This is a genomic window from Delftia sp. ASV31, assembly GCF_016428765.1.
GTDB classification, from domain to species: Bacteria; Pseudomonadota; Gammaproteobacteria; order Burkholderiales; family Burkholderiaceae_C; genus Comamonas; species Comamonas acidovorans.
The window spans coordinates 15369-35378 of the sequence record NZ_JAELTK010000054.1 but is presented as its reverse complement, the minus strand read 5'-3'; the positions used below and the strand labels follow the sequence as shown (position 1 = coordinate 35378).

Genomic DNA, 20010 nt, shown 5'->3' with positions numbered 1-20010 from the left:
GGGGGAGCATGCGGTCAAAAGTAAAATCCCAGCCGCAAGGTTAAATCAATATCAAAGGACAGCCTGTGGCAGGACACAGTAAATGGGCCAATATCCAGCACCGCAAAGGCCGCCAGGACGAAAAGCGCGGCAAGGTCTGGACTCGCATCATCCGTGAAATCATGGTGGCGGCACGCACGGGAGGGGGCGATCTCAGCGCCAACCCGCGCCTGCGCCTGGCGGTGGAAAAGGCCAAGGCGGCCAACATGCCGGCCGACAACATCAAGCGCAACATCGACAAGGCCACGGGCAACCTCGAAGGCGTGACCTACGAGGAAATCCGCTACGAAGGCTATGGCATCGGCGGCGCGGCCATCATCGTGGACACCATGACCGACAATCGCGTGCGCACTGTGGCGGATGTGCGTCACGCCTTCAGCAAGTACGGTGGCAACATGGGCACGGAGGGTTCCGTGTCCTTCCAGTTCAAGCATGTCGGACAACTGATCTTCGCTCCCGGAAGCGACGAGGACCAGATCATGGAAGTGGCTCTGGAGGCCGGCGCCGAGGACGTGATCACCGATGACGAGGGAGCCATCGAGGTGCTGACCGCACCCGCAGAGTTCGAAACCGTGCGCGACGCGCTGCAGGCCAAGGGCCTGACGCCGGAGGTGGCTGAAGTCACCATGCGCCCGGAAAACACCATCGCCCTGCAAGGCGATGACGCAGCCCGCATGCAAAAGCTGCTGGACATGATCGAAGACCTGGATGACGTACAGGACGTCTACCACAACGCTGAACTATGAAAATTCTTGTGATTGGTGGCGGAGGCCGCGAGCACGCCCTGGCGTGGAAACTGGCTGAATCGCCGAAATCGACCAAGGTCTATGTGGCCCCCGGCAACGGTGGCACGGGCCTGGCCGGCGGCAAGGTGGAAAACCTCAACATCACCGACCCGCAGGCGCTGCGCGAGTGGGCGCAGGCCGAGAAGGTCGCGCTGACCGTGGTCGGCCCCGAGGCCCCGCTGGCTGCCGGCGTGGTCGATGAGTTCCGCGCCCACGGCCTGCGCATCTTCGGCCCCTCCAAGGCGGCCGCCCAGCTGGAAAGCTCCAAGGCCTTCTCCAAGGACTTCATGGCGCGCCACGGCATCCCCACGGCGCTCTATGAAACCTTCACCGACCCGGTGGCGGCCCATGCCTACGTGGACCGCCTGGGTGCGCCCATCGTGGTCAAGGCCGACGGCCTGGCCGCAGGCAAGGGCGTGGTCGTTGCGACAACGCTGCAGGAAGCCCACGACGCCGTGGACTTCATGCTCGTGGACAACAAGTACGGCGTGGCCCACAACGACGGCGGCGCCCGCGTGGTGATCGAGGAATTCCTCGCCGGCGAGGAAGCCAGCTTTATCGTGCTGTGCGACGGCAAGAACGTCCTGGCCCTGGCAACCAGCCAGGACCACAAGCGCCTGAAGGACGGCGACCAGGGCCCGAACACGGGCGGCATGGGCGCCTACTCGCCCGCGCCCGTGGTCACGGCCGACGTGCATGCCCGCGCCATGCGCGAGATCATCCTGCCGACCATCCGCGGCATGGAAAAGGACGGCATTCCCTACACCGGCTTCCTCTATGCGGGCCTGATGATCGACGCGTCCGGCCATCCCAAGACGCTGGAGTTCAACTGCCGCATGGGCGACCCCGAGACCCAGCCCATCATGATGCGCCTTAAGAGCGATCTGGTGGACGTCATGCTGGCGGCCACCGATGCCAAGCTCGACCAGGTCGAGCTGCAATGGGACCGCCGCACGGCGCTGGGCGTGGTCATGGCCGCAGCAGGCTACCCCGAGGACCCGCGCAAGGGCGATGCCATCAGCGGGCTGCCGCAGGACGCCGCCGACGCCATGGTCTTCCATGCCGGCACCCAGCTCAAGGACGGCGTGCCCGTCACCAGCGGTGGCCGCGTGCTGTGCGTCACCGTGCTGGCCGACAGCGTCAAGCAGGCCCAGCAAAAGGTCTATGACGTGGCGCGCGGCATCCATTTCGATGGTGCCCAGTACCGCCGCGACATTGGCTTCCGTGCCGTGAAGAACTGAGTCCATGGCAGAGCAATCGACCGGGCAGGCGCTGCCCGTGGCCCAGGTGCGCGAGTACCTGACGGGCCTGCAGGCCCGCATCACGCAGGCGCTGGAGCAGGTGGAAGGCGAGGGCGGTGCACGCTTTCTGTCCGACACCTGGAGCAAGGGCCCCGGCGAGCGCCTGCAGGGCGATGGCATCACCCGCATCATGGAGGGCGGCCGCGTGTTCGAGCGCGCGGGCTGCGGCTTCTCGCATGTGCGCGGGCCGCAGCTGCCGCCCTCGGCCACGCAGCACCGGCCTGAACTGGCGGGTGCGCCGTTCGAGGCCATGGGCGTGTCCCTGGTCTTCCATCCGCGCAATCCTTTTGTGCCTACGGTACACATGAATGTGCGAATGATTGCGGCCGGCTCAGATGCGGCCGGCTCAGGTGCGGCCGGCTCAGGTGCGGCAGGGCAACCGGGCAACGAGCCCACCTGCTGGTTCGGCGGCGGCATGGACCTGACACCGGTCTACGGCTTCGAGGAAGATGCACAGCACTTTCACCGCGTCTGCCGCGATGCGCTGGCGCCTTTTGGCGACACGCTCTACCCGCGCTTCAAGACCTGGTGCGACGAGTACTTCTGCCTGAAGCACCGCAACGAGCAGCGCGGCATCGGCGGCATCTTCTTCGACGACTTCTCTGAACTGGGCCAGGCGCGCAGCTTCGACATGCTGCGTTCGGTGGGAGATTCCTTTCTGGAGTCCTACCTGCCCATCGTCGAGCGCCGGCAGGCCATGGACTACGGGCAGCAGCAGGTCGATTTCCAGCGCTACCGCCGCGGCCGCTACGTGGAGTTCAACCTGGTCTGGGACCGGGGCACGCACTTCGGCCTGCAGTCCGGCGGGCGCACGGAATCCATCTTGCTGTCCATGCCCCCGCATGCGAGCTGGAGCTACCAGCGCGAGGACGCGCCCGGCACGCCCGAGCGGGCGCTGCTGGAGCAATTCCTGGTGCGCCGCGACTGGCTTTGAGCTCCATTGCCGCCATCTCCGGCCGCGTGGCGAAATCCGCGCGTGCAAGGGAATAGGCGGCAAAACTATAATTTCAATAGCTTGAGGCGCAGCGTTGGCTGCGTTCTCCACTTTCTTCGGCGCGAAATCTTCCGGCGATCTGTGGGCGAACTCCATGCATTTTGGAGCGCCGCTACAGCCAAGCCCTCTACGGGCCGCACGGCGCTCGCGCTATATTGATCCCATTTCTATTCCACTGATCACCGCCTGATGACCACTTCCACCAAATCGGATTCCGCAGCCAAGCGCGACGTGACCAAGCTGCAACGCGCCATTGTTGACGGCCTCGAAAACGTCAAGGCCCAAGACATCCAGGTCTTCAATACCGAAAAGCTCTCGCCGCTGTTCGAGCGCGTGATCGTGGCTGCGGGCACCTCCAACCGCCAGACCAAGGCGCTGGCCTCCAGCGTGCGCGACGCCGTCAAGCAGGCCGGTTTTCCCGTGCCACGCCAGGAAGGCGAAGAAAACGGCGAGTGGATCATCGTGGACTGCGGCCAGGCCGTGGTCCATGTCATGCAGCCAGCCATCCGCCAGTACTACCGCCTGGAAGAGATCTGGGGCGAAACGCCTGTGCGCCTGAAGCTGGGTGCTCCCAAGCCCACGCGCTCTGCCGCCACCGACAAGGCCGAGGAAAAGGCCAAGAAGGCCGCTTCCAAGAAGGCTGCTGCAACGGCCGCCAAGCCTGCTGCCAAGAAGGCCGCTTCTGCCGCCGCACCTGCTGCAGGCAAGAAGCCCGCTGCCAAGAAGGCAGCTCCTGCCAAGGCCGCTGCGCCCCGTTCCGCAGCTGCCAAGCCGGCCGCATCCCGTACGGCTGCTGCAAAGTCGGCCTCTCCCAAGTCCGCCGCCGTGAAGTCGGCCGCCGCCAAGGCGCCGGCCCGCAAGACGGCAGCGCCCAAGGCCATCAAGACCGTGGTGGTCAACCGCGCTCCCGCCAAGCCCAAGGCAGGTGCCGCTGCCAAGCCGGCCGCCAAGCGCGCTCCCCGCGCGAAGGCCTGAACGGTTCGGGACTGACGCTGCATGAAGCTGTTGATTGTGGCCGTAGGCCAGCATGTGCCCGACTGGGCGCAGACGGCCTACGACGACTATGCCAAGCGCTTTCCCCCGGAGCTCAAGGTGGAGCTCAAGGCCGTCAAGACCGAGCCGCGCGGCTCCAAGACGGTAGAGACCCTGTACGCGGCCGAGCGCAAGCGCATCGAGGCCGCCATTCCGCGCGGCACGCGCATCGTCGTGCTCGACGAGCGCGGCACCAATCTGACGACCAAGGCCCTGGCCCAGCGCCTGCAGGGCTGGCAGCTGGAGGGCGACGACGTGGCCCTGATCATCGGCGGCCCGGACGGACTGGACCCCGCCTTCAGGCAGGCTGCGCACGAGCGCATCCGCCTGTCGGACCTGACCCTGCCGCATGCCATGGTGCGGGTGCTGCTCATCGAGCAGCTGTACCGTGCCTGGTCGGTCAACGCCGGCCATCCCTACCACCGGGAATAGGGCCTGTCCCGGCTCCCAGGCTCTGCCAGCGGCCCTGTCACGCGGATCCGAGGATCTCGTGATACTATGATTTTGATAGCCTTCAGCGCTTTGCAACAAAGGGCTGAAGGCATTTCTCATTCTTATCATGCCGCCATTCATCTACCTTGCCTCCCAGAGCCCCCGCCGCCGCCAGCTGCTGGAGCAGCTGGGTGTGGCCCATGAGCTTTTGCTGCCCAACGCCGAGGGCGACATTGCCGAAGATGCCGAGGCCATAGAGGCCGAACTGGCCGATGAGGCAGCGCGCGACTATGTGCAGCGCGTCACCGCGCTCAAGCTCGATGCCGCCATGGCCCGCCATGCGCGCCGCGCCCTGGCGGTGGCGCCCGTGCTGTGCTCGGACACCACGGTGGCGCTGGATGGCCGCATTCTTGGCAAGCCTGCCGATGCCGACGATGCCCGCCGCATGCTGACCGCGCTTGCGGGCCGCGAGCACGAGGTGCTGACCGCCGTCGCCATACAGCACGGCACGCGGCGCCTGGCTGCTCTGTCGGTGTCCCAGGTCTGCTTCTCGGCCATGAGCGCGCAGCAGATCGACGCGTATGTGGCCTCGGGCGAGCCCATGGGCAAGGCCGGCGCCTATGGCATACAGGGCCGCGCGGCGGCCCATGTGCAGTGGCTGCACGGCAGCTACTCGGGCATCATGGGCCTGCCGCTGTTCGAGACGGCGGCGCTGCTGCGCGAGCTGGGCTGGGCACTGTAGGCCGGCTCCCCGACCTGGGCCCGCAGGGGCGTGCAGGCATGCGCAGACCGCCGATGGCAGCGGATGGCGCGGCAAGATAGTGGCAAGCGGCCACCGGCGCAATGATTGCCGGGCCGCCATGGCCGAGAAATACAAACGACAAAGCACACCACAGGCACAGCATGCAGCAAGACATTCTGATCAATTGGTCGCCACAGGAAACGCGCGTGGCCATCATCGAGAACGGCGCCGTCCAGGAGCTGCACATGGAGCGCCCGCTGGAGCGCGGCCTGGTCGGCAACGTCTATCTGGGCAAGGTCTCGCGCGTGCTGCCGGGCATGCAGTCGGCCTTCATCGACATCGGCCTGGAGCGCGCGGCCTTCCTGCATGTGGCCGATGTCTGGCAGCGGCAGGAAGGGGGCGAGGCTCCCATGTTCGCGCGCAAGGACATGCCTGTCGTGCCCATCGAAAAGCAGGTTTTCGAAGGCCAGACCATCATGGTGCAGGTCATCAAGGACCCGATCGGCACCAAGGGCGCGCGCCTGTCCACGCAGATCAGCATTGCGGGGCGATTGCTGGTGCTGCTGCCCCAGGATGACCATATTGGCATCTCGCAGAAAATCCCGCAGGGCGAGCGCGACGCGCTGCGCGCCCGCCTGCAGGGCCTGGTGGGCACCAAGGAAACCGGCGGGGGCGGCGGCTTCATCCTGCGCACCAATGGCGAAGACTCCAGCGACGCCGAGCTGGCCGACGACATCCGCTACCTGCGCAAGACCTGGAGCCGCATCAAGGACGCCTCGGTGCGCCTGCCGCCCATGTCGCTGCTGCACCAGGACCTGAACCTGCTGCAGCGCGTGCTGCGCGATCTGGTGGGCGAGGGCACGCAGAGCATCCGCATCGACTCCAAGGAGCAGTTCGCCCTGCTCATGACCTTCGGCCAGGAATACATGCCGGCGGCCGTGCCCAAGCTGCAGCACTACCGCGGCGAGCGGCCCATCTTCGATCTGTTCGCCATCGACGAGGAAATCGCCCGCGCGCTGGGCCGCCGCGTGGACCTCAAGTCCGGCGGCTACCTGATCGTGGACCAGACCGAGGCGCTGACCACGGTGGACGTCAACACCGGCGGCTACGTGGGGGCGCGCAATTTCGACGACACCATCTTCAAGACCAACCTGGAAGCGGCCCAGCAGATCGCGCGCCAGCTGCGCCTGCGCAACCTGGGCGGCATCATCATCGTGGACTTCATCGACATGGTGCGCGACGACCACCAGGCCGAGGTGCTGTCCGAATTCAAGCGCCAGCTCGGGCGCGACCGCGTCAAGACCATGGCGGGCGGTTTCTCGCAGTTGGGCCTGGTGGAGATGACGCGCAAGCGCACGCGCGAATCGCTGGCCCACATGCTGTGCGAATCCTGCCCGGTCTGCCAGGGCAAGGGCCATGTGAAGACCGTGCGCAGCGTCTGCTACGAGGTGCTGCGCGAAATCCTGCGCGAGGCGCGCCAGTTCAACCCGCGCGAGTTCCGCATCGTGGCCTCGCCCAAGGTGGTGGAGATGTTCCTGGACGAGGAAAGCCAGCACCTGGCCGGTCTGTCCGACTTCATCAAGAAGCCCATCTCGCTGCAGGCCGAGACAGCCATGGCACAGGAGCAATACGACGTCGTGCTGCTGTGAATCGATTTTATCCTGCTAATTCATTATCAATAGCAGCCCATCTATTGGTGAATGAATGGGTTCAATTGAACTCATTCTTGCGTTGCTATGGATTGTTGATTCCCGATAATTAACTTTGTCTCGGCTTTTTTGATACTGTTTGTTGCAATCAGTGCCTCAGCAACTGAAAGGGCGACGAATGGGAATCGACTCCACCATTGTGCGTGCAGCCATACACCCGGGAATTGGTGTGGCGCGTATTGGCAATAGTCCGGATGAGTACTATGTCGGCCCCGAGCTGATGCATGTGCCGCCCATGGCGCCGGGCAGCCTGCGCGATGCGCAGGGCGCGCTCAAGCGGCAGGCGGCGCGCTTTCGCGTCTACGGCTACAACGCCGCGGGCGAGGTGGTGCGTGAACTCACGTCCGACCAGGACCAGATCGAATGGGAAGTCGAACTGGCCAATACCAAGGCCGCCTGGTATCAATTCCAATTGGCGCTGGACGTGCCTGAAGCCGCAACGGCCGATCCCACGATTTTGCGCAATGCCACGGTGAAGGACCGGAAAAGCCTGGCCATTCGACCTGGAGCCCGCCGCATTGCCAAAGGCTCGGCCCCGGTGGCATTCGACAGCGGCAGTTTCTGCGGCAAGCCGGTTTATCTGGGCGAATTGCGCATTGAAAAGACGGGCCAGCTTCTCGTGCTGGGAGGCCGTGGCGTCTCTGCCTCCGTGGATGGCTCCAAGGCCACCACGTTTGCGAACAACGAGGGCTGGCATGACGATGTGGCCGACGGCCCCGTGCGTGCCAAGGTCGTCGTGGCTGGCGTTTCCGTGCCGGTGGATGCGGCATGGGTCACGGTTGCGCCGCCCAACTACGGCCCGCAGATGAAGTCGGTGCGCACCATGAAGGACCTGATGGAGGATGTGTACATCCACTCGGGCATGGCCGCCTTCCCGCTGCACGTCTCCTTCAGCCGGCACATCCTGCCCATACTCCAGCGCCAGAGCAGCCTGCAGTGGGCGAACAAGGGCTTTGCATCCCAGTTCGGCTGGGGCGGGGCGGCCAGTGCGGATGACGAGGCGTGGATCGCCAGGCTCAACAGCCCGGGCACGACCTGGGCCGAGCTGCGCCAGCAGGTGGCCAATGCCTTTCGCCGCTTTGACCGCGATGGCGCATCTCCCCAGCCCTGGCCCTGGCTGTATGGCGACGCCATGGCCGTGCCGCCCGCCGACACGCCGCGCCAGCATGCGGCGCTGACGGCCACGCAGCTGAGAATGCTGGACCTGTGGGCCGGCGGCCATTTCCTCTCCGACTGGAAACCCGGCCAGCAGTACCCTGCCCAACTCGCCGACGTGCCGCTGCAGGAGCAGCCGGCCATGCTCGACCATGCCGCCATGGACGACTGCCTGGCCGATGCCTTCCACCCGGGCTGCGAGATCACCTGGCCCATGCGGCACGCCAGCATGTACCGGGCGCCGTTCCGCATCCGCGAGGCGGCAGTGAATCCGCCCGAGCTGCAGCTCTACGGCTCCCGGCTCACGCCTGCGGTAGCCCTGTCCGAGAGCGGGCCGCTGTATGCGCAGGTGGCCGGCGACCTCACGCGCTGGATGGCGGTCCCCTGGCAGACCGACACCGCCAGCTGCCGCAGCGGCTATTACGCCGGCTATGGCCCACGCTACGACCCCTACCTGCCCACGTTCTGGCCGGCCCGCGTGCCCAACCAGGTGCTGACGCAGGAGGCCTATGAAAGGGTCATCGACACGGAGCTGCCGCGCGAGCAGCGTGTCGCCGCCTTCAACCGGCGCGAGTCGTGGTTCCGCACACTGGGTGAGGAAGGCTATGAGAGCGAGATCAACCGCATGATCAGCCACTTCGGTGACATGGGCGTCATCGAGAGTCGGCCCGGCCTGCGAGGCGACAAGGACTTCCCGCCGGTGATGCAGGTGGAAAACCGCATCGCCCCGGCGCCGTCGCACATGCTCAAGACTGCGGTGCAACCGGACGGGCAGGAGGCGCCTCCCCGCATCGAGCCCTTCGATGCAGACAACGAGCAGCAGTTGCGCGCCATGACGCAGCGCGGCCCGGTGCTGCCGCGCTGAGTGCCGGCCATGCCGTCGCACGCCATGGCCGCCGCGCCGCTGCCGGATGAGCTGGATGTGCTCGTCGTGGGCGCAGGGCCGGCGGGCGCGGCCGTTGCCGCGCAACTGGCAGGGCACTGCCGCGTAGCGCTGGTAGGACGCGCCGTGCAGGCTGGGCGGGCCATTGGCGAAACCCTGCCTGCTGCGGCCCGAGTGATTCTGTCCGACCTGGGCGTGTGGGATGCGTTCGCGGCACAGGGCCACCGTCCTGCCTGGTCGCGGCGGTCATTGTGGGGAAGCTCCGAGGTCATCTTTCAGGACGCGCTGTTCGACCCGCATGGCGCGGGCTGGCACCTGGACCGCAAGCGCTTCGACGCCATGCTGCTGGAGGCTGCGCGCAGCCGTGGCGTGCCCTGCCTGGTGCCTGCCACGCTGCGCAGCCTGCAGCGCCAGCCACCGGGCGCGCCCATGCGCTGGCGCTGCCTGATCGATAGGGCGCAGGGCGACCCGGCGCACGGCCCGTTGGAGCTGTCCTGCCGCATCGTGGTCGATGCCACGGGCCGCGCGGCCCGCGTGGCCCGGCAGGCGGGCGCCCAGGTCCACCGTGGTGGCCGCCTGGTCTGCTTTCACGCCTGGGTGGAGCCGCCATCGCATGAGCATGCAGGCACCACCATGATCGAGTCGGACGCCGAAGGCTGGTGGTACAGCGCTGACCTGCCCGATGGCAGTTGCGTGATTGCCTGGCAGACCGACATCGATCTGCCTGAAGCCCGGCGCCTGCGCAGCACGGCCGATCTGTTGGAAATGGCGCATCACACGGCCCTGGTGGGCGCGCGCAGCAGGGGCAGCCGGCTGCTGGAGCCACTGCGCGTGGCTGCCGCCCACGAACAATGGCTTGATGCAGCCAGCGGGCCGGACTGGCTGGCCGTGGGCGATGCAGGCCTGTCCTTCGATCCGCTGGCATCGCAGGGCCTGCTCAACAGCCTGGTCACGGGCAGCGAGGCCGCCCAGGCCGTGCGCCGCAGCCTGGCGGGCGACGCCGGTGCGTTGCCTGCCTGGGATGCGTGGATCCGGTCGATACGCGCCGCGTACCGCAGCCATCACCAGCACTACTATGCGCTGGAGCCGCGCTGGGCGAACGAGACGTTCTGGGCCCGCCGCCAGCGGGCGCCGGAGGCGGGGACCGGAGCCGACGTTATTGCCGCTCCAGCTTCGCCGTCTGCACGATCGCATTCCAGCGCTGGTACTCGGCCCGCGTGAATTCGCGGAAGGCCTTGGAGTCCAGCAGGCGCACTTCGCCGCCCAGCGCCGTCACCTTGGACTTGAAGTCGGCATGGCCCGCCACCTTGAGCGTGGCCTCTTCCAGGCGCTTGACGATGGCGGCCGGCGTGCCCTTGGGTGCCAGCACGCCGTTCCAGGTGCCGGTCACGAAGGTGGGGTAGCCGCTTTCCTTCATGGTCGGCACATCGGGCAGGGCGGGCAGGCGCTGCTCGGAGGTCACGGCCAGGGCCTTGAGCTTGCCCGACTGCACGAAGGGCAGGGCGGGCGTCACGTTCTCGAAGATGAAATCGATCTGGCCGCCCAGCAGGTCGGTCAGGGCCGGCGCGCTGCCCTTGTAGGGCACATGCACCATGTCCAGCTGGGTGGCGCTCTTGAACAGCTCGCCCGACAGGTGGATCGTGGAGCCGCTGCCCGGCGAGCCATAGCTCATGCCGGTCTTTTGCGCGGCGGCGCGTGCCACCAGGTCCTTCACCGTCCTGGCGGGCGTGCGCGTCTCGTTGACGACCAGCACATTGGGAATGGTGGTCACCAGGGCCACGTACTCGAAATCGCCCAGGTTCTTCTCGCTGAGGTTCTTGTACAGGCTCTGGTTGATGGCCTGGGTGCCGGCCGTGCCGAACAGCAGCGTGTAGCCATCATTGGCCGCCGAAGCCACGCGGCTGGCGCCGATGGAGCCGTTGGCGCCGGAGATGTTTTCCACGATCACGGGCTGGCCCAGCGATTCGGACAGGCCCTGCGCCACCATGCGCGCCAGCACATCGGTATTGCCGCCAGGGGCGAAGGGCACGACCAGCTTGACGGGTCGGGTGGGATAGGCATCCGCCCAGGCCTGGGGCAGGGGCAGCAGCGTGGCGCCAAGCAGCGCGGCAGCGCGCAGGAATTGCTTGCGTGAAAGGGTGCGGGGCATGGGGGATGTCTCCTGGTCGGTGTTTTTGAGGCGCAGCGGCCTTGGGCGGCAGCGGATTTTCAGGCGCCCCATGCTGGGCGGTGGCCGTCTTGACGTCAATCAATGTTTTGGCAGGACGTCATGCGGCGGGCGAATGACCTGTTCGGCCTTGCTCGGCAAATGAGAATGGATTGCATGACATGCGCTCGTTGGCAGGAGCGCATGCGCGGGTAAAGCCTCTGCTGCCTTGGCTAGGTTGATTTGGAACATACCTTGCGTCGCTGCGTAAAAGCCGCCGTGGATGCAGGAGGGAGGCAGGTGTCCTCCCTTTTGAGAACGCTGACTGTCAGCATGTTGCATGCGCCCCCCTCGCTGGTCAGTCGCTGAGTGTGCGGAGCCGGGGACCAAGGCAAGCGCATTGACCCAGGCAGATCTCGGACTGCCGGATGGCCTGGAATCTTGCTTGCTCGAATCCCGGCTGGAAGAATGGGCTTGCCTGAACCGGTGACATGGGCCTTTCGGTCAGCCCATGCTGAATACGTATCAGTTCAAATGAACAGCCAACAACTTGCCATCAGGCCTAGCGATATGTAACAGTCCGTTGGCAGAGGCTGAAAGACGACCGGCGGACGGAAACTGCCAGACGATCTTTCGAGTTGCGGGATCGATGGCGTAGGTCCGGTTGCCTTTTTCTTGAGTTACGCTAGATATGAAAAGCAGATTGTTGATGGCAATGATTTGATAACCGAAATCTGATCCCCAGCGATAAGGCGCAACAGTGTCGTTTGGCAGCCGCATGGACCATAGCAGCGACCCTGTGTCGCCGTCATAGGCATGCAACTGTGTTGCGATATTGCTGTTGGGATCTGGTGCCGCGAGGTAAACCACGCCGTTGCTCACGACCGGAGCGCTATGGAAGCTCAAATTCTTCGTCCAAAGACGCTTGTTTTGAGAAATGGAAAAGCTGCTGATTGAGCCATTTCCTGCACTGTGGCGTGCCGTGATGACCCGATCTGCTCCATCGAGCACGGAAATGCCCGGAGCACCCGCAACGAAGTCGTTGGTGAAAGGCTGCGGGTCTGCAATCAATGCAACTCTGCTGCCATCATCGATCCGGGAAATTTCCAGGAATTGATCTGGGTATGCATTATGGTTAAATCGGACCAAAATGGCGTAAACATGCTTGGTGTCGATCGCAGTCAAGGGGCTGTGCAGAACAAGCATGCCGGACTCATTGTCTGCTTTTTCCCACTGAGGCGTTGCAGTCTTCGTATCTACGCGACGCAGTGGATTGCTGGGATAGACGGAATGATCATCGCCTGTAAGCCAAGAGAAGTTTGTACCGGGCCTTCTGGAAATATTCTCCTGAAGGATGACCTTGCCCGTTTGAAGGTCCATGAACTTTGTAAGCGAGCTGTTTGGCTCTTTGGTCTGTGCAACCAAGTAGCCAGCCGACAGAACAGGGTTGCCTATCAAGTCCAAGCTCTGACTCCAGGCGACGCTGCCATCCTTCTCGTCCAGCGCCATCACAACCTTGTCAAGAAGGGTCTGGCTGTTGTAGAAGACGCGTGATCCTTTCACCAGCACTTCGTTATAGATGCCTTGGTTGCCCGCTGGCGCGCTGCGCATCCAGCGCAGGCTGAAGTTTGCCGGGTCCAGTCGGGTGCTCGTCTCGACACGGCCCGTGTGTCCCGCATTGCCCTGCACATTGCTCCAGTCGGAGGCTCCTTCGAGTTTTCCGAGTGGCTTGAGGTTGTCTGCCGTAGACAGGATATTGAGCTGGTAGGGCAGTTTCCAGGGCGACCCTGGGTAGGGGGATGCGCAGACCTTGGGGTCATCCCGGCACAGTGAGACGTTGATAAAGCCCGACCGCACGCCTGGGGCGCCATTCTCGGCAGTCTTGAGCTGGGCTAGATACCGATGAGAGTCCAGCCTCTCCATCGTTACCTCGGTTGAGAAGTCGCTGCTGGCCTCCAGTCTCAGGTTGAGTTGTTCCTGGATGCTTAATGAGGCCGTACCCACGACCTGCAGCTTCAGGGGCTCACCTTGTATAGCGATGGCTTCAAGCCGGGGCGGGTCGAATGCCAGGATGCTGCTGTCTCCTGTACCGCCAGGTCCCGGATCGGGTTTGACGACGGGCGGCTGGCCTGTGTTGTCCCCTCCTTGGTTTCCTCCTCCTCCACCGCCACAAGCCGTCAAGACTGCGGCCAGCAGTATCCCTGTCGCTTTTTTCATTCGATCTCACCTTCGCTGTTCAACAAAGCTGCGCATTCCAAGCTTGGAAAATCCCACAATATGGATTTGCAGCCAAGGCACGGATTCTCGCTGAATTGCAAGGCTCCCACCAGTAAGAGGGGCGGTGTTCGTCAATTTTTCTGGAAAACCAGCATGGCGTTACCAATCAAGTGACAGGTATGTCGTTGCCCATGGCATGAATGGACCATACCGGAATTAATTGCTGGCACAGGCTCAGAAATCCGCCTTCAGGCTCACCGTCAGATTGCGTGGCTCGCCCCACCAGCCCTGGTTGTAGAAGCCGATCTGGCTGTAGTACTGGCGGTCCAGCAGGTTGTTGAGCTGCACGCTGGCCGACCAGGTGGGGTCGATGCGGTAGTGAGCCGAGAGGTTGACCACCAGGTAGCTGCCCTGGCCGACCTGCACGCTCTGGCGCAGCGGGTTGGTCACGTTCTGCCAGATGCGGCTTTGCCAGCGCAGGTTGCCGCCCAGGCTCAGGCCCTGCAGCGCACCCTCGAAGCTGCGCATGGCCGTGAGCTTGACCAGGCTGCGCGGGTGCGCGGTGTTGAAGGCGGCGCCGCTGGCGCTGCGGGCCGTGTAGTGCGTGTAGCTGGCGCCCAGGCGCCAGCCCCGGGCCGGCTCGCCGCTGAGTTCCAGATCGATGCCGCGCACCTGCGCGCCCTTGATGCCGCGATAGGCCTTCTGGTCCGTGGTGCCGTCGATGAATTCGCCCGTGTCCTGTGCCAGGTTGTCCTGGCGGGTCTGGAACAGCGCGGCAGAACCCTGCAGCCGGTCCTGCAGCCAGGAGCCCTTGAGGCCCAGCTCGAAGGCCTGGCCGGTGACGGGGTCCAGGATGCTGCCTTGCTTGTCGCGGTAGTTCTGGGGCGTGAAGATTTCCGTGTAGCTCAGGTAGGCCGTGTGCCGGGCATCGATGTCCCACAGCAGGCCGGCGTAGGGCGTGATTTCGTTGCTGTAGCGGTAGTCGCGCAGGCTGCCGAAGTAGTTCTGGCGCGTGGACCAGCGGCTCAGGCGGGCGCCGGCCACTGCCGTCCAGCCATCGGCCAGCGAGAAACGCCCCACGGCATAGCCGCCGCTTTGGCGCATGCGGCTGTCGTCGCCGCCGTTGGAGACGTCGGACCAGCCCGGCTCGGCCAGGCTGCCGTTGCGCCAGTCGAGGAAGTTGTCCGTGGCAGGCGGCGTGCCCAGCGGTGCATAGCGGCGGATGTCGATGTCGTCGCGCACATGGTTCCATCCCACGGCAATCTCGTGCTGGCGCCCGAACAGCGCGACCGGGCCGCTGGCCGTGAGGTGCAGGCTGTCGCGGGAGCGGTCGCCCCGGTATTTGATGAAGGAGTTGGCCATGCCCAGGCCGGTGGTGGCGTCCGGCGCGCCGCCCCGGTAGACGTAGCGCATGTCGTAGTTGCCTTCGTTGCGGCTGTAGGCGGCGCGCAGCAGCCAGCGGTTGTCCAGGCGGTGGGTCAGGTCCAGCGTGGCCGTGGTGTTCTCCGTGCCGAAATGCGACCAGCGCGCGTTGTTGGACACCGAGCGGTCGAAGTCCGTGCGGCTGCCGTCCGCATAGAACAGCGGAAAGCCGGCGCCCATGCCGGGGCTGGTGTTCTTCTGGTATTCGAGGCTGGTCACGAGCCGGGTGGCGGGCGTCAGGGCCGCGCTGACCACGGCGTACAGGCCCTGCCTGCGCTGGCCAAAGTGGCTGACGTAGCTATCGCTGTCCGATTGCACGGCCACGACACGGCCATGGACGCGGCCTTCGCGGTCCAGCGGCAGGGACAGATCGGCCTCGGCGCGGCGAAGGTTCCAGCGGCCCAGCGTCAGCGAGGCATGGCCGCCCGCCGTCTCGCGCGGCTGCTTGCGCACGAAGTTCACCGTGGCCGACGGATCGCCCGAGCCATTGAGCAGGCCCGTGGCGCCGCGCACGATTTCCACACGGTCGTAGAAGGCGGTGTCCATGTCGGTGGCGCCGAAGTTCCACAGGCTGTTGATGGGCGAGGCCAGCCCGTCGAACTGGAAGTTGCTAACGCCAAAGCCGCGCGAGGAAAACTGATAGCGGTTGCTGTCGCTGCGGCTGACCGACAGGCCGGGGGCGGAGGCCTCCAGCGTCTGCGAGACCGTGAGCTGGCCGGCATCGTCCATGAGCTGGCGCGTGATCACGCTGACCGACTGCGGTGTCTCGCGTGCCGACAGTTGCAGGCCCGTGGCCGTTCCCGTGGAACCGCTGGTGTAGCGCGCCGTGCCTTCGGTGATGCCCGCATCGGCGGCGGCGCGCACGGTGACGGTGCCCAGTTCGGTGTCGCTGTTCCTGGCAGGGGGCCTGTCCTCGTCGGCGGCCCAGACTGCTGGCGCAGGGGCGGCACACAGGGCGCAGATCAGCAGGGATAGCGGGGTCCGCGCGCCTTGGAGGTGTCGCGGGGCGGGGTTTTGAATGCGAATGCTCATCATTTCCATGGTCCTGGGCGTGAGCCCGGATTGTGGGAAATGTGCGCCGCCGCCGCCTGTTCCCGGCGACGCCAGTCCTATGGTTTGCGACGCAGGCTGCCTTGGCTGGGCGCGTGGCCGAAGCGCTGGCGAAAGGCCGTGGCGAAATTGCTGGCGTGCTGAAAGCCCACGCAGTCGGCCGCTTCCTGCACGCTCCAGCCCTGTGCCAGCCGCTCGCGCGCCAATTGCATGCGGCGCTCGCGCAGCCAGCCGAACACGGTCTGGCCGTAGGCGGCCTGGAATTTCTCGCGCAGCGTGGTCGGGCTCATGCAGGCCAGGCGCGCCAGGTCGTCCAGGCTGTGCGCCTGGCCGGGCGCTGCATCCATGCACTCGCGCACGCGCTCCAGGCCGCGCCTGTCCCGGGGGTGGATGCGCGGCGAGGGCGCAGGCCGCGGCTGCGCATGTGCCTGCAGCGCGCAGGCCAGCACCTGCAGCGCAATGCCTTCGCGGTGCAGCCGGGCCAGGCTGCCGCTCCAGACACCATCGAGCAGTTGGCGCAGCGACACCGCCAGATGCTCGGGCAGCGACCAGGCATGCAGCGGCGGGCCGGACTGCCGCAGGGCATGGTGCAGCAGCTCGGCCAGTTCGGCATCGGCGCAGGCCTCGGGCGTCTCGATGGACAGGTTGAAGCCACGCACCCTCTGGCCTGCCGCATGGGTGGCCTTGAGCACCTCGGTGTCGCCGCAGGAGAATGCCGCTGCGGCATGGCGCGTCACGCTCAGGGCCTTGCGGGCGCCGGGCAGCTGCAGCTCGGCCTGGCCGTCCAACAGGACCACGGCGGTGAAGCGCCGCGGATGCTCGGACGTGGATTCATAGCCATGGTTGATGCGGATGTCGGAGCTGACCAGCTGCAGGCCCGAAGGCAGTTGATGCTCCTGCACCTGGCCCTCGAAGATGCAATCGTTTTCGGAAACGGTGGAGAGAAAGCGCACGCTGAAACCGTGGCGCTGGCGCATGGCGTCGAGCTGCGCCGTGGTGTAGCGCTGGGAAGGGGCGGGCATGGGCGGAGGCGGAAAGGCGGTGGCGGGAAGCGCTCGCTGCAGTGAACGCTTCTCATTATCGCTGCAGGCTTGCTACGGCCCTGCGCCGTCCAGCCCGCAGATGCGCAGGCTCAGGGCAGGGCGCAGACAAAGCTGGCCGCATCCTCCACACTGCCCGTGCCGGCGGCTGCGCCCTCGAACCTGTACCTGGCAATCTTCGGATACGGGCACAGCGGGCGCGTGCGCTGCGGAAAGTCCGCGCTGGACGGCAGGGCCCTGGCGGCGATGGTGTCCGGGGCGATGCCTTTCTCCACCCAGTCGACCATGGCCTGTATGGAGTCGAAGCTGTCCGTGGCCGGGCCGCCCGAGCAATGGTTCATGCCCGGCACGAGGAAGGTGCGCGCAAAGTCCTGCGTGGCCTGCATGCCTCCGTTGTTGGCGGCCAGGCGCTCGTAATAGTCCAGCGTGTCCAGCGCCGAGAAGATGGGGTCGGACATGCCGTGGATGAAGAGCATCTTGCCGCCGTGCTGCCGGAAGGCCGTGAGCCGGTCATCCCGGTAGGTGTCATAGATGGCCGAGTAGGCCTGCATGCGCGCCGGGTCGGTGTCGAAATTGAAGGCCAGCGGGTTGAAGCCCAGGTCTGGCGGCGTGAGGAATTCGTTGACCAGCGCATCCACGATCAGCGTGATGTAGCGCGAATCCGGCGTGGCGGTGGTGGAGCTGCCCAGTGTCCAGGTGCGCCAGCCCGGCGCTGCCAGGCCCGGATCCCACGGCTGGCCCGCATACAGGGCCTGGCCTGCCGAGTTGCGCGGCCCGGCAAACACGTTTCTGAGCGCGTTCACCTGTCCGCTGCTCAGGCAGCTGCCGGTCTTGGCGCCGCCGCACTGCAGCACGCCGGGGTCGAAATGGCAGGCCTTGACGTGGTTCACCATGCCATCGGCCACGCCGTCGGCCGCATCGCAGGAGGCGGTCACGGCCTTGGCCACCAGGTTCAGGTCCTCGTTGCTGAAGGCCCGGGAGAGGATGCGCCGGCCGCTGCTGTCGGTCGGCGCGATGGCTTCGAACTCGATGGTGTTCCACATCGCGGCCACCGTGGCGCCGCTCGATACCCGCATGGCAGGGGCACCGGCCGTGATGGCGTCGAAGTAGTCGGGAAATCGCTGCGAGAACACCATGCCCTGGCGTCCTCCGCCCGAGCAGCCTGAAAAATAGGAGTGCTCAGGCTTGCGCCCGTAGCGCGTGGAGATCAGCGATTTGGCCGCCACGGCGGTCTTGTCGTAGGCGTTGTAGGCGTGGTCCAGCCGGGCCTGAGGGTCGGCACCGAAGCTGGCCGTGGTGCCGGTGTGGCCCGCGTCGGTGGAGACCACCGCAAAGCCCTGGCCCAAGGGCGAAGGCGTTGCGCCTGAGATGCTGGAGCTCAGCGAGGTGTCGCGCAGGATGCCGTCGTTGCCACCGCCGCCGATGAAGAGAAACCGGCCGTTCCATTGGTCCGGCAGGCTGAGCTGGAACCCGATGGCGTAGTTCTTGCCGTCCACGCCCACGCGCGGGTTGATGGCGCCGGTGACTACGCAGTGCCCGGGCAGCAGCGCGCCGGTGCTGGCGCCGCCCGGCCTGCGGGTGTCGGGCGGCACATAGCTGGTGGACAGCCGGGTGGCCGCAAGGCCTGCCCTGCCAGGCAGGTCGGCGCAGGCGGCCGCCGGCGTTGCGGCATCGGCCAAAGTGGGGCTGCTGCCACCGCCGCAGCCCGCCATGAGAAGGGATGCGGCAAAGGCGGCCGTGGATGGAAAAACGCGCCGCAAGGCGCGTGGGGCGTGGTCGGTTCGCATGGCTTGTGTCTCCTGTCGCCCGAGCGTAAGACCAGGGACGGAGGGGCCATGTCATCTCAGAGGATGACGGGACAATCCGGCGTGGGCGCTGCCCCGCGCCCGGTTTCAGAGTTTGCGCAGCCGCTCCAACGCCGCGCGCAGCGTGCTGTCTTGCTTGGCAAAGCAAAAGCGCACCACGCGCTGGTCGAAGCCGTCGCCATAGAAGGCCGACAGCGGGATGGCCGCCACGCCATGCTCCCGGACCAGCCACTGGCAGAACGCGGCTTCGTCCAGGTCCGACACGGCCGAGATGTCGGCGCAGACGAAGTAGGTCCCCGCCGTGGGCAGCAGGCGCAGGCGCGAGCCTTCCAGGCCCTGGCGGAACAGGTCGCGCTTGGCTTGGTAGAAGGCGGGCAGCTGCAGGTAGGGCGCAGGGTCGGCCATGTAGCTGGCCAGGCCCGCCTGCATGGGCGTGTTGACGGTGAAGACGTTGAACTGGTGGACCTTGCGGAACTCGGCCGTGAGCGCGGCCGGCGCGGCGACGGTGCCCACCTTCCAGCCCGTGACATGGTAGGTCTTGCCGAAGCTGGAGACGATGAAGGCGCGCGCCGCCAGGCCGGCAAAGCGCGCGGCGCTCTGGTGCTGGCAGCCGTCGTAGACCATGTGCTCGTAGACCTCGTCGCTGATCAGCAGCACGTCGGTGGGCGCCAGCAGCTCCTGCAGCTGCAGCATCTCGGCATCGCTCCAGATGGTGGCGCTGGGGTTGTGCGGGCTGTTGATGATCAGCAGCCGTGTGCGCGGCGTGATGGCGGCGGCAATTTTGGCGAAGTCGGGCTTGAAGCTGCCCGGCGTCAGCGGCACGCGCACGGGCACGCCGCCGGCCAGCTCGATATTGGGCACGTAGCTGTCGTAGCAGGGGTCGAGCACGATGACTTCATCGCCCGCATGCACGGTGGCCAGGATGGCGGTGAGGATGGCCTGCGTGGCGCCGGCCGTGACCGTGATCTCGGTGCCCGCGTCGTAGCGGCGGCCGTACAGCGCCTCCATCTTGTCGGCCATGGCCTGGCGCAGCTGCGGCAGGCCGGGCATGGGCGGGTACTGGTTGTGGCCGGCCTGCATGGCGGCCGTGACGGCATCGACCAGCCTGGGGTCGCAGCCGAAGTCGGGGAAGCCCTGGCCCAGGTTCACCGCCTGGTGTTCGGCGGCCAGCGCCGACATGGTGGTGAAGATGGTCGTGCCCACATGGGGCAGGCGGCTGGGGAAGGCGGGCGTGCGGGGCGTGGCAGAGGTCATGGCG

General features: G+C 66.0%; 15 protein-coding genes. 9 read left to right on the top strand and 6 right to left on the bottom strand.

Going from position 1 to position 20010, the window contains the following annotated elements; translation table 11 throughout:
- The first annotated feature begins 65 nt into the window (after positions 1-65).
- The 9 genes from JHD82_RS18845 (at position 66) to JHD82_RS18805 (ending at position 10293) form a co-directional block, all read left to right on the top strand.
- Positions 66-785, top strand: coding sequence for a YebC/PmpR family DNA-binding transcriptional regulator (locus JHD82_RS18845; protein WP_012205357.1), 720 nt, complete (start codon positions 66-68; stop codon positions 783-785).
- Complete coding sequence (gene purD, locus JHD82_RS18840) at positions 782-2065, top strand: phosphoribosylamine--glycine ligase (protein ID WP_012205358.1); 1284 nt, start codon at positions 782-784, stop codon at positions 2063-2065. The genes JHD82_RS18845 and purD overlap by 4 nt, the downstream gene beginning before the upstream one ends.
- A gap of 4 nt (positions 2066-2069) precedes the next feature.
- Positions 2070-3059 carry an oxygen-dependent coproporphyrinogen oxidase gene (gene hemF / locus JHD82_RS18835; protein ID WP_199138100.1) on the top strand — a complete coding sequence of 330 codons (990 nt, stop codon included), beginning with the start codon at positions 2070-2072 and terminating at the stop codon, positions 3057-3059.
- A 249-nt stretch (positions 3060-3308) separates the two neighbouring features.
- Positions 3309-4094, top strand: a complete 786-nt coding sequence (gene rsfS / locus JHD82_RS18830) for a ribosome silencing factor (protein WP_199138099.1) — start codon at positions 3309-3311, stop codon at positions 4092-4094.
- A 21-nt stretch (positions 4095-4115) separates the two neighbouring features.
- The gene (gene rlmH, locus JHD82_RS18825; RefSeq protein ID WP_012205361.1) at positions 4116-4583 is read left to right on the top strand and encodes a 23S rRNA (pseudouridine(1915)-N(3))-methyltransferase RlmH; all 468 of its coding nucleotides are present in this window, start codon (positions 4116-4118) and stop codon (positions 4581-4583) included.
- A 127-nt stretch (positions 4584-4710) separates the two neighbouring features.
- The gene (locus JHD82_RS18820; RefSeq protein ID WP_043820971.1) at positions 4711-5325 is read left to right on the top strand and encodes a nucleoside triphosphate pyrophosphatase; all 615 of its coding nucleotides are present in this window, start codon (positions 4711-4713) and stop codon (positions 5323-5325) included.
- A gap of 161 nt (positions 5326-5486) precedes the next feature.
- Entirely contained in the window at positions 5487-6974 is a 1488-nt protein-coding gene (gene rng, locus JHD82_RS18815; protein WP_199138092.1) for a ribonuclease G, read from the top strand.
- A 178-nt stretch (positions 6975-7152) separates the two neighbouring features.
- Positions 7153-9054 (top strand): LodA/GoxA family CTQ-dependent oxidase, encoded by a 1902-nt coding sequence (locus JHD82_RS18810; RefSeq protein WP_199138090.1) that lies wholly within the window; start codon positions 7153-7155, stop codon positions 9052-9054.
- Positions 9055-9063: 9 nt separating this feature from the next.
- On the top strand, positions 9064-10293 hold the full coding sequence (locus JHD82_RS18805; RefSeq protein WP_199138082.1) for an NAD(P)/FAD-dependent oxidoreductase: 1230 nt from the start codon (positions 9064-9066) through the stop codon (positions 10291-10293).
- Here the strand turns inward: JHD82_RS18805 and JHD82_RS18800 are convergent.
- From JHD82_RS18800 to JHD82_RS18775, 6 genes are all read right to left on the bottom strand, one after another.
- Positions 10229-11221 (bottom strand): tripartite tricarboxylate transporter substrate binding protein, encoded by a 993-nt coding sequence (locus JHD82_RS18800; RefSeq protein ID WP_013802632.1) that lies wholly within the window; start codon positions 11219-11221, stop codon positions 10229-10231. The two genes, JHD82_RS18805 and JHD82_RS18800, sit on opposite strands and share 65 nt — an antisense overlap.
- A 522-nt stretch (positions 11222-11743) precedes the next feature.
- Positions 11744-13435: a PQQ-binding-like beta-propeller repeat protein gene (locus JHD82_RS18795; protein ID WP_199138080.1), complete on the bottom strand. Its 1692-nt coding sequence runs from the start codon at positions 13433-13435 to the stop codon at positions 11744-11746.
- A 234-nt stretch (positions 13436-13669) separates the two neighbouring features.
- Positions 13670-15889: a TonB-dependent siderophore receptor gene (locus JHD82_RS18790; RefSeq protein WP_233174798.1), complete on the bottom strand. Its 2220-nt coding sequence runs from the start codon at positions 15887-15889 to the stop codon at positions 13670-13672.
- 77 nt (positions 15890-15966) lie between these two features.
- Complete coding sequence (locus JHD82_RS18785) at positions 15967-16929, bottom strand: helix-turn-helix transcriptional regulator (protein WP_199138077.1); 963 nt, start codon at positions 16927-16929, stop codon at positions 15967-15969.
- Between the two features lie 110 nt (positions 16930-17039).
- Positions 17040-18734, bottom strand: a complete 1695-nt coding sequence (locus tag JHD82_RS18780; protein WP_199138076.1) for a tannase/feruloyl esterase family alpha/beta hydrolase — start codon at positions 18732-18734, stop codon at positions 17040-17042.
- Between the two features lie 105 nt (positions 18735-18839).
- On the bottom strand, positions 18840-20006 hold the full coding sequence (locus tag JHD82_RS18775; protein ID WP_199138075.1) for a pyridoxal phosphate-dependent aminotransferase: 1167 nt from the start codon (positions 20004-20006) through the stop codon (positions 18840-18842).
- Between the last annotated feature and the right edge of the window lie 4 nt (positions 20007-20010).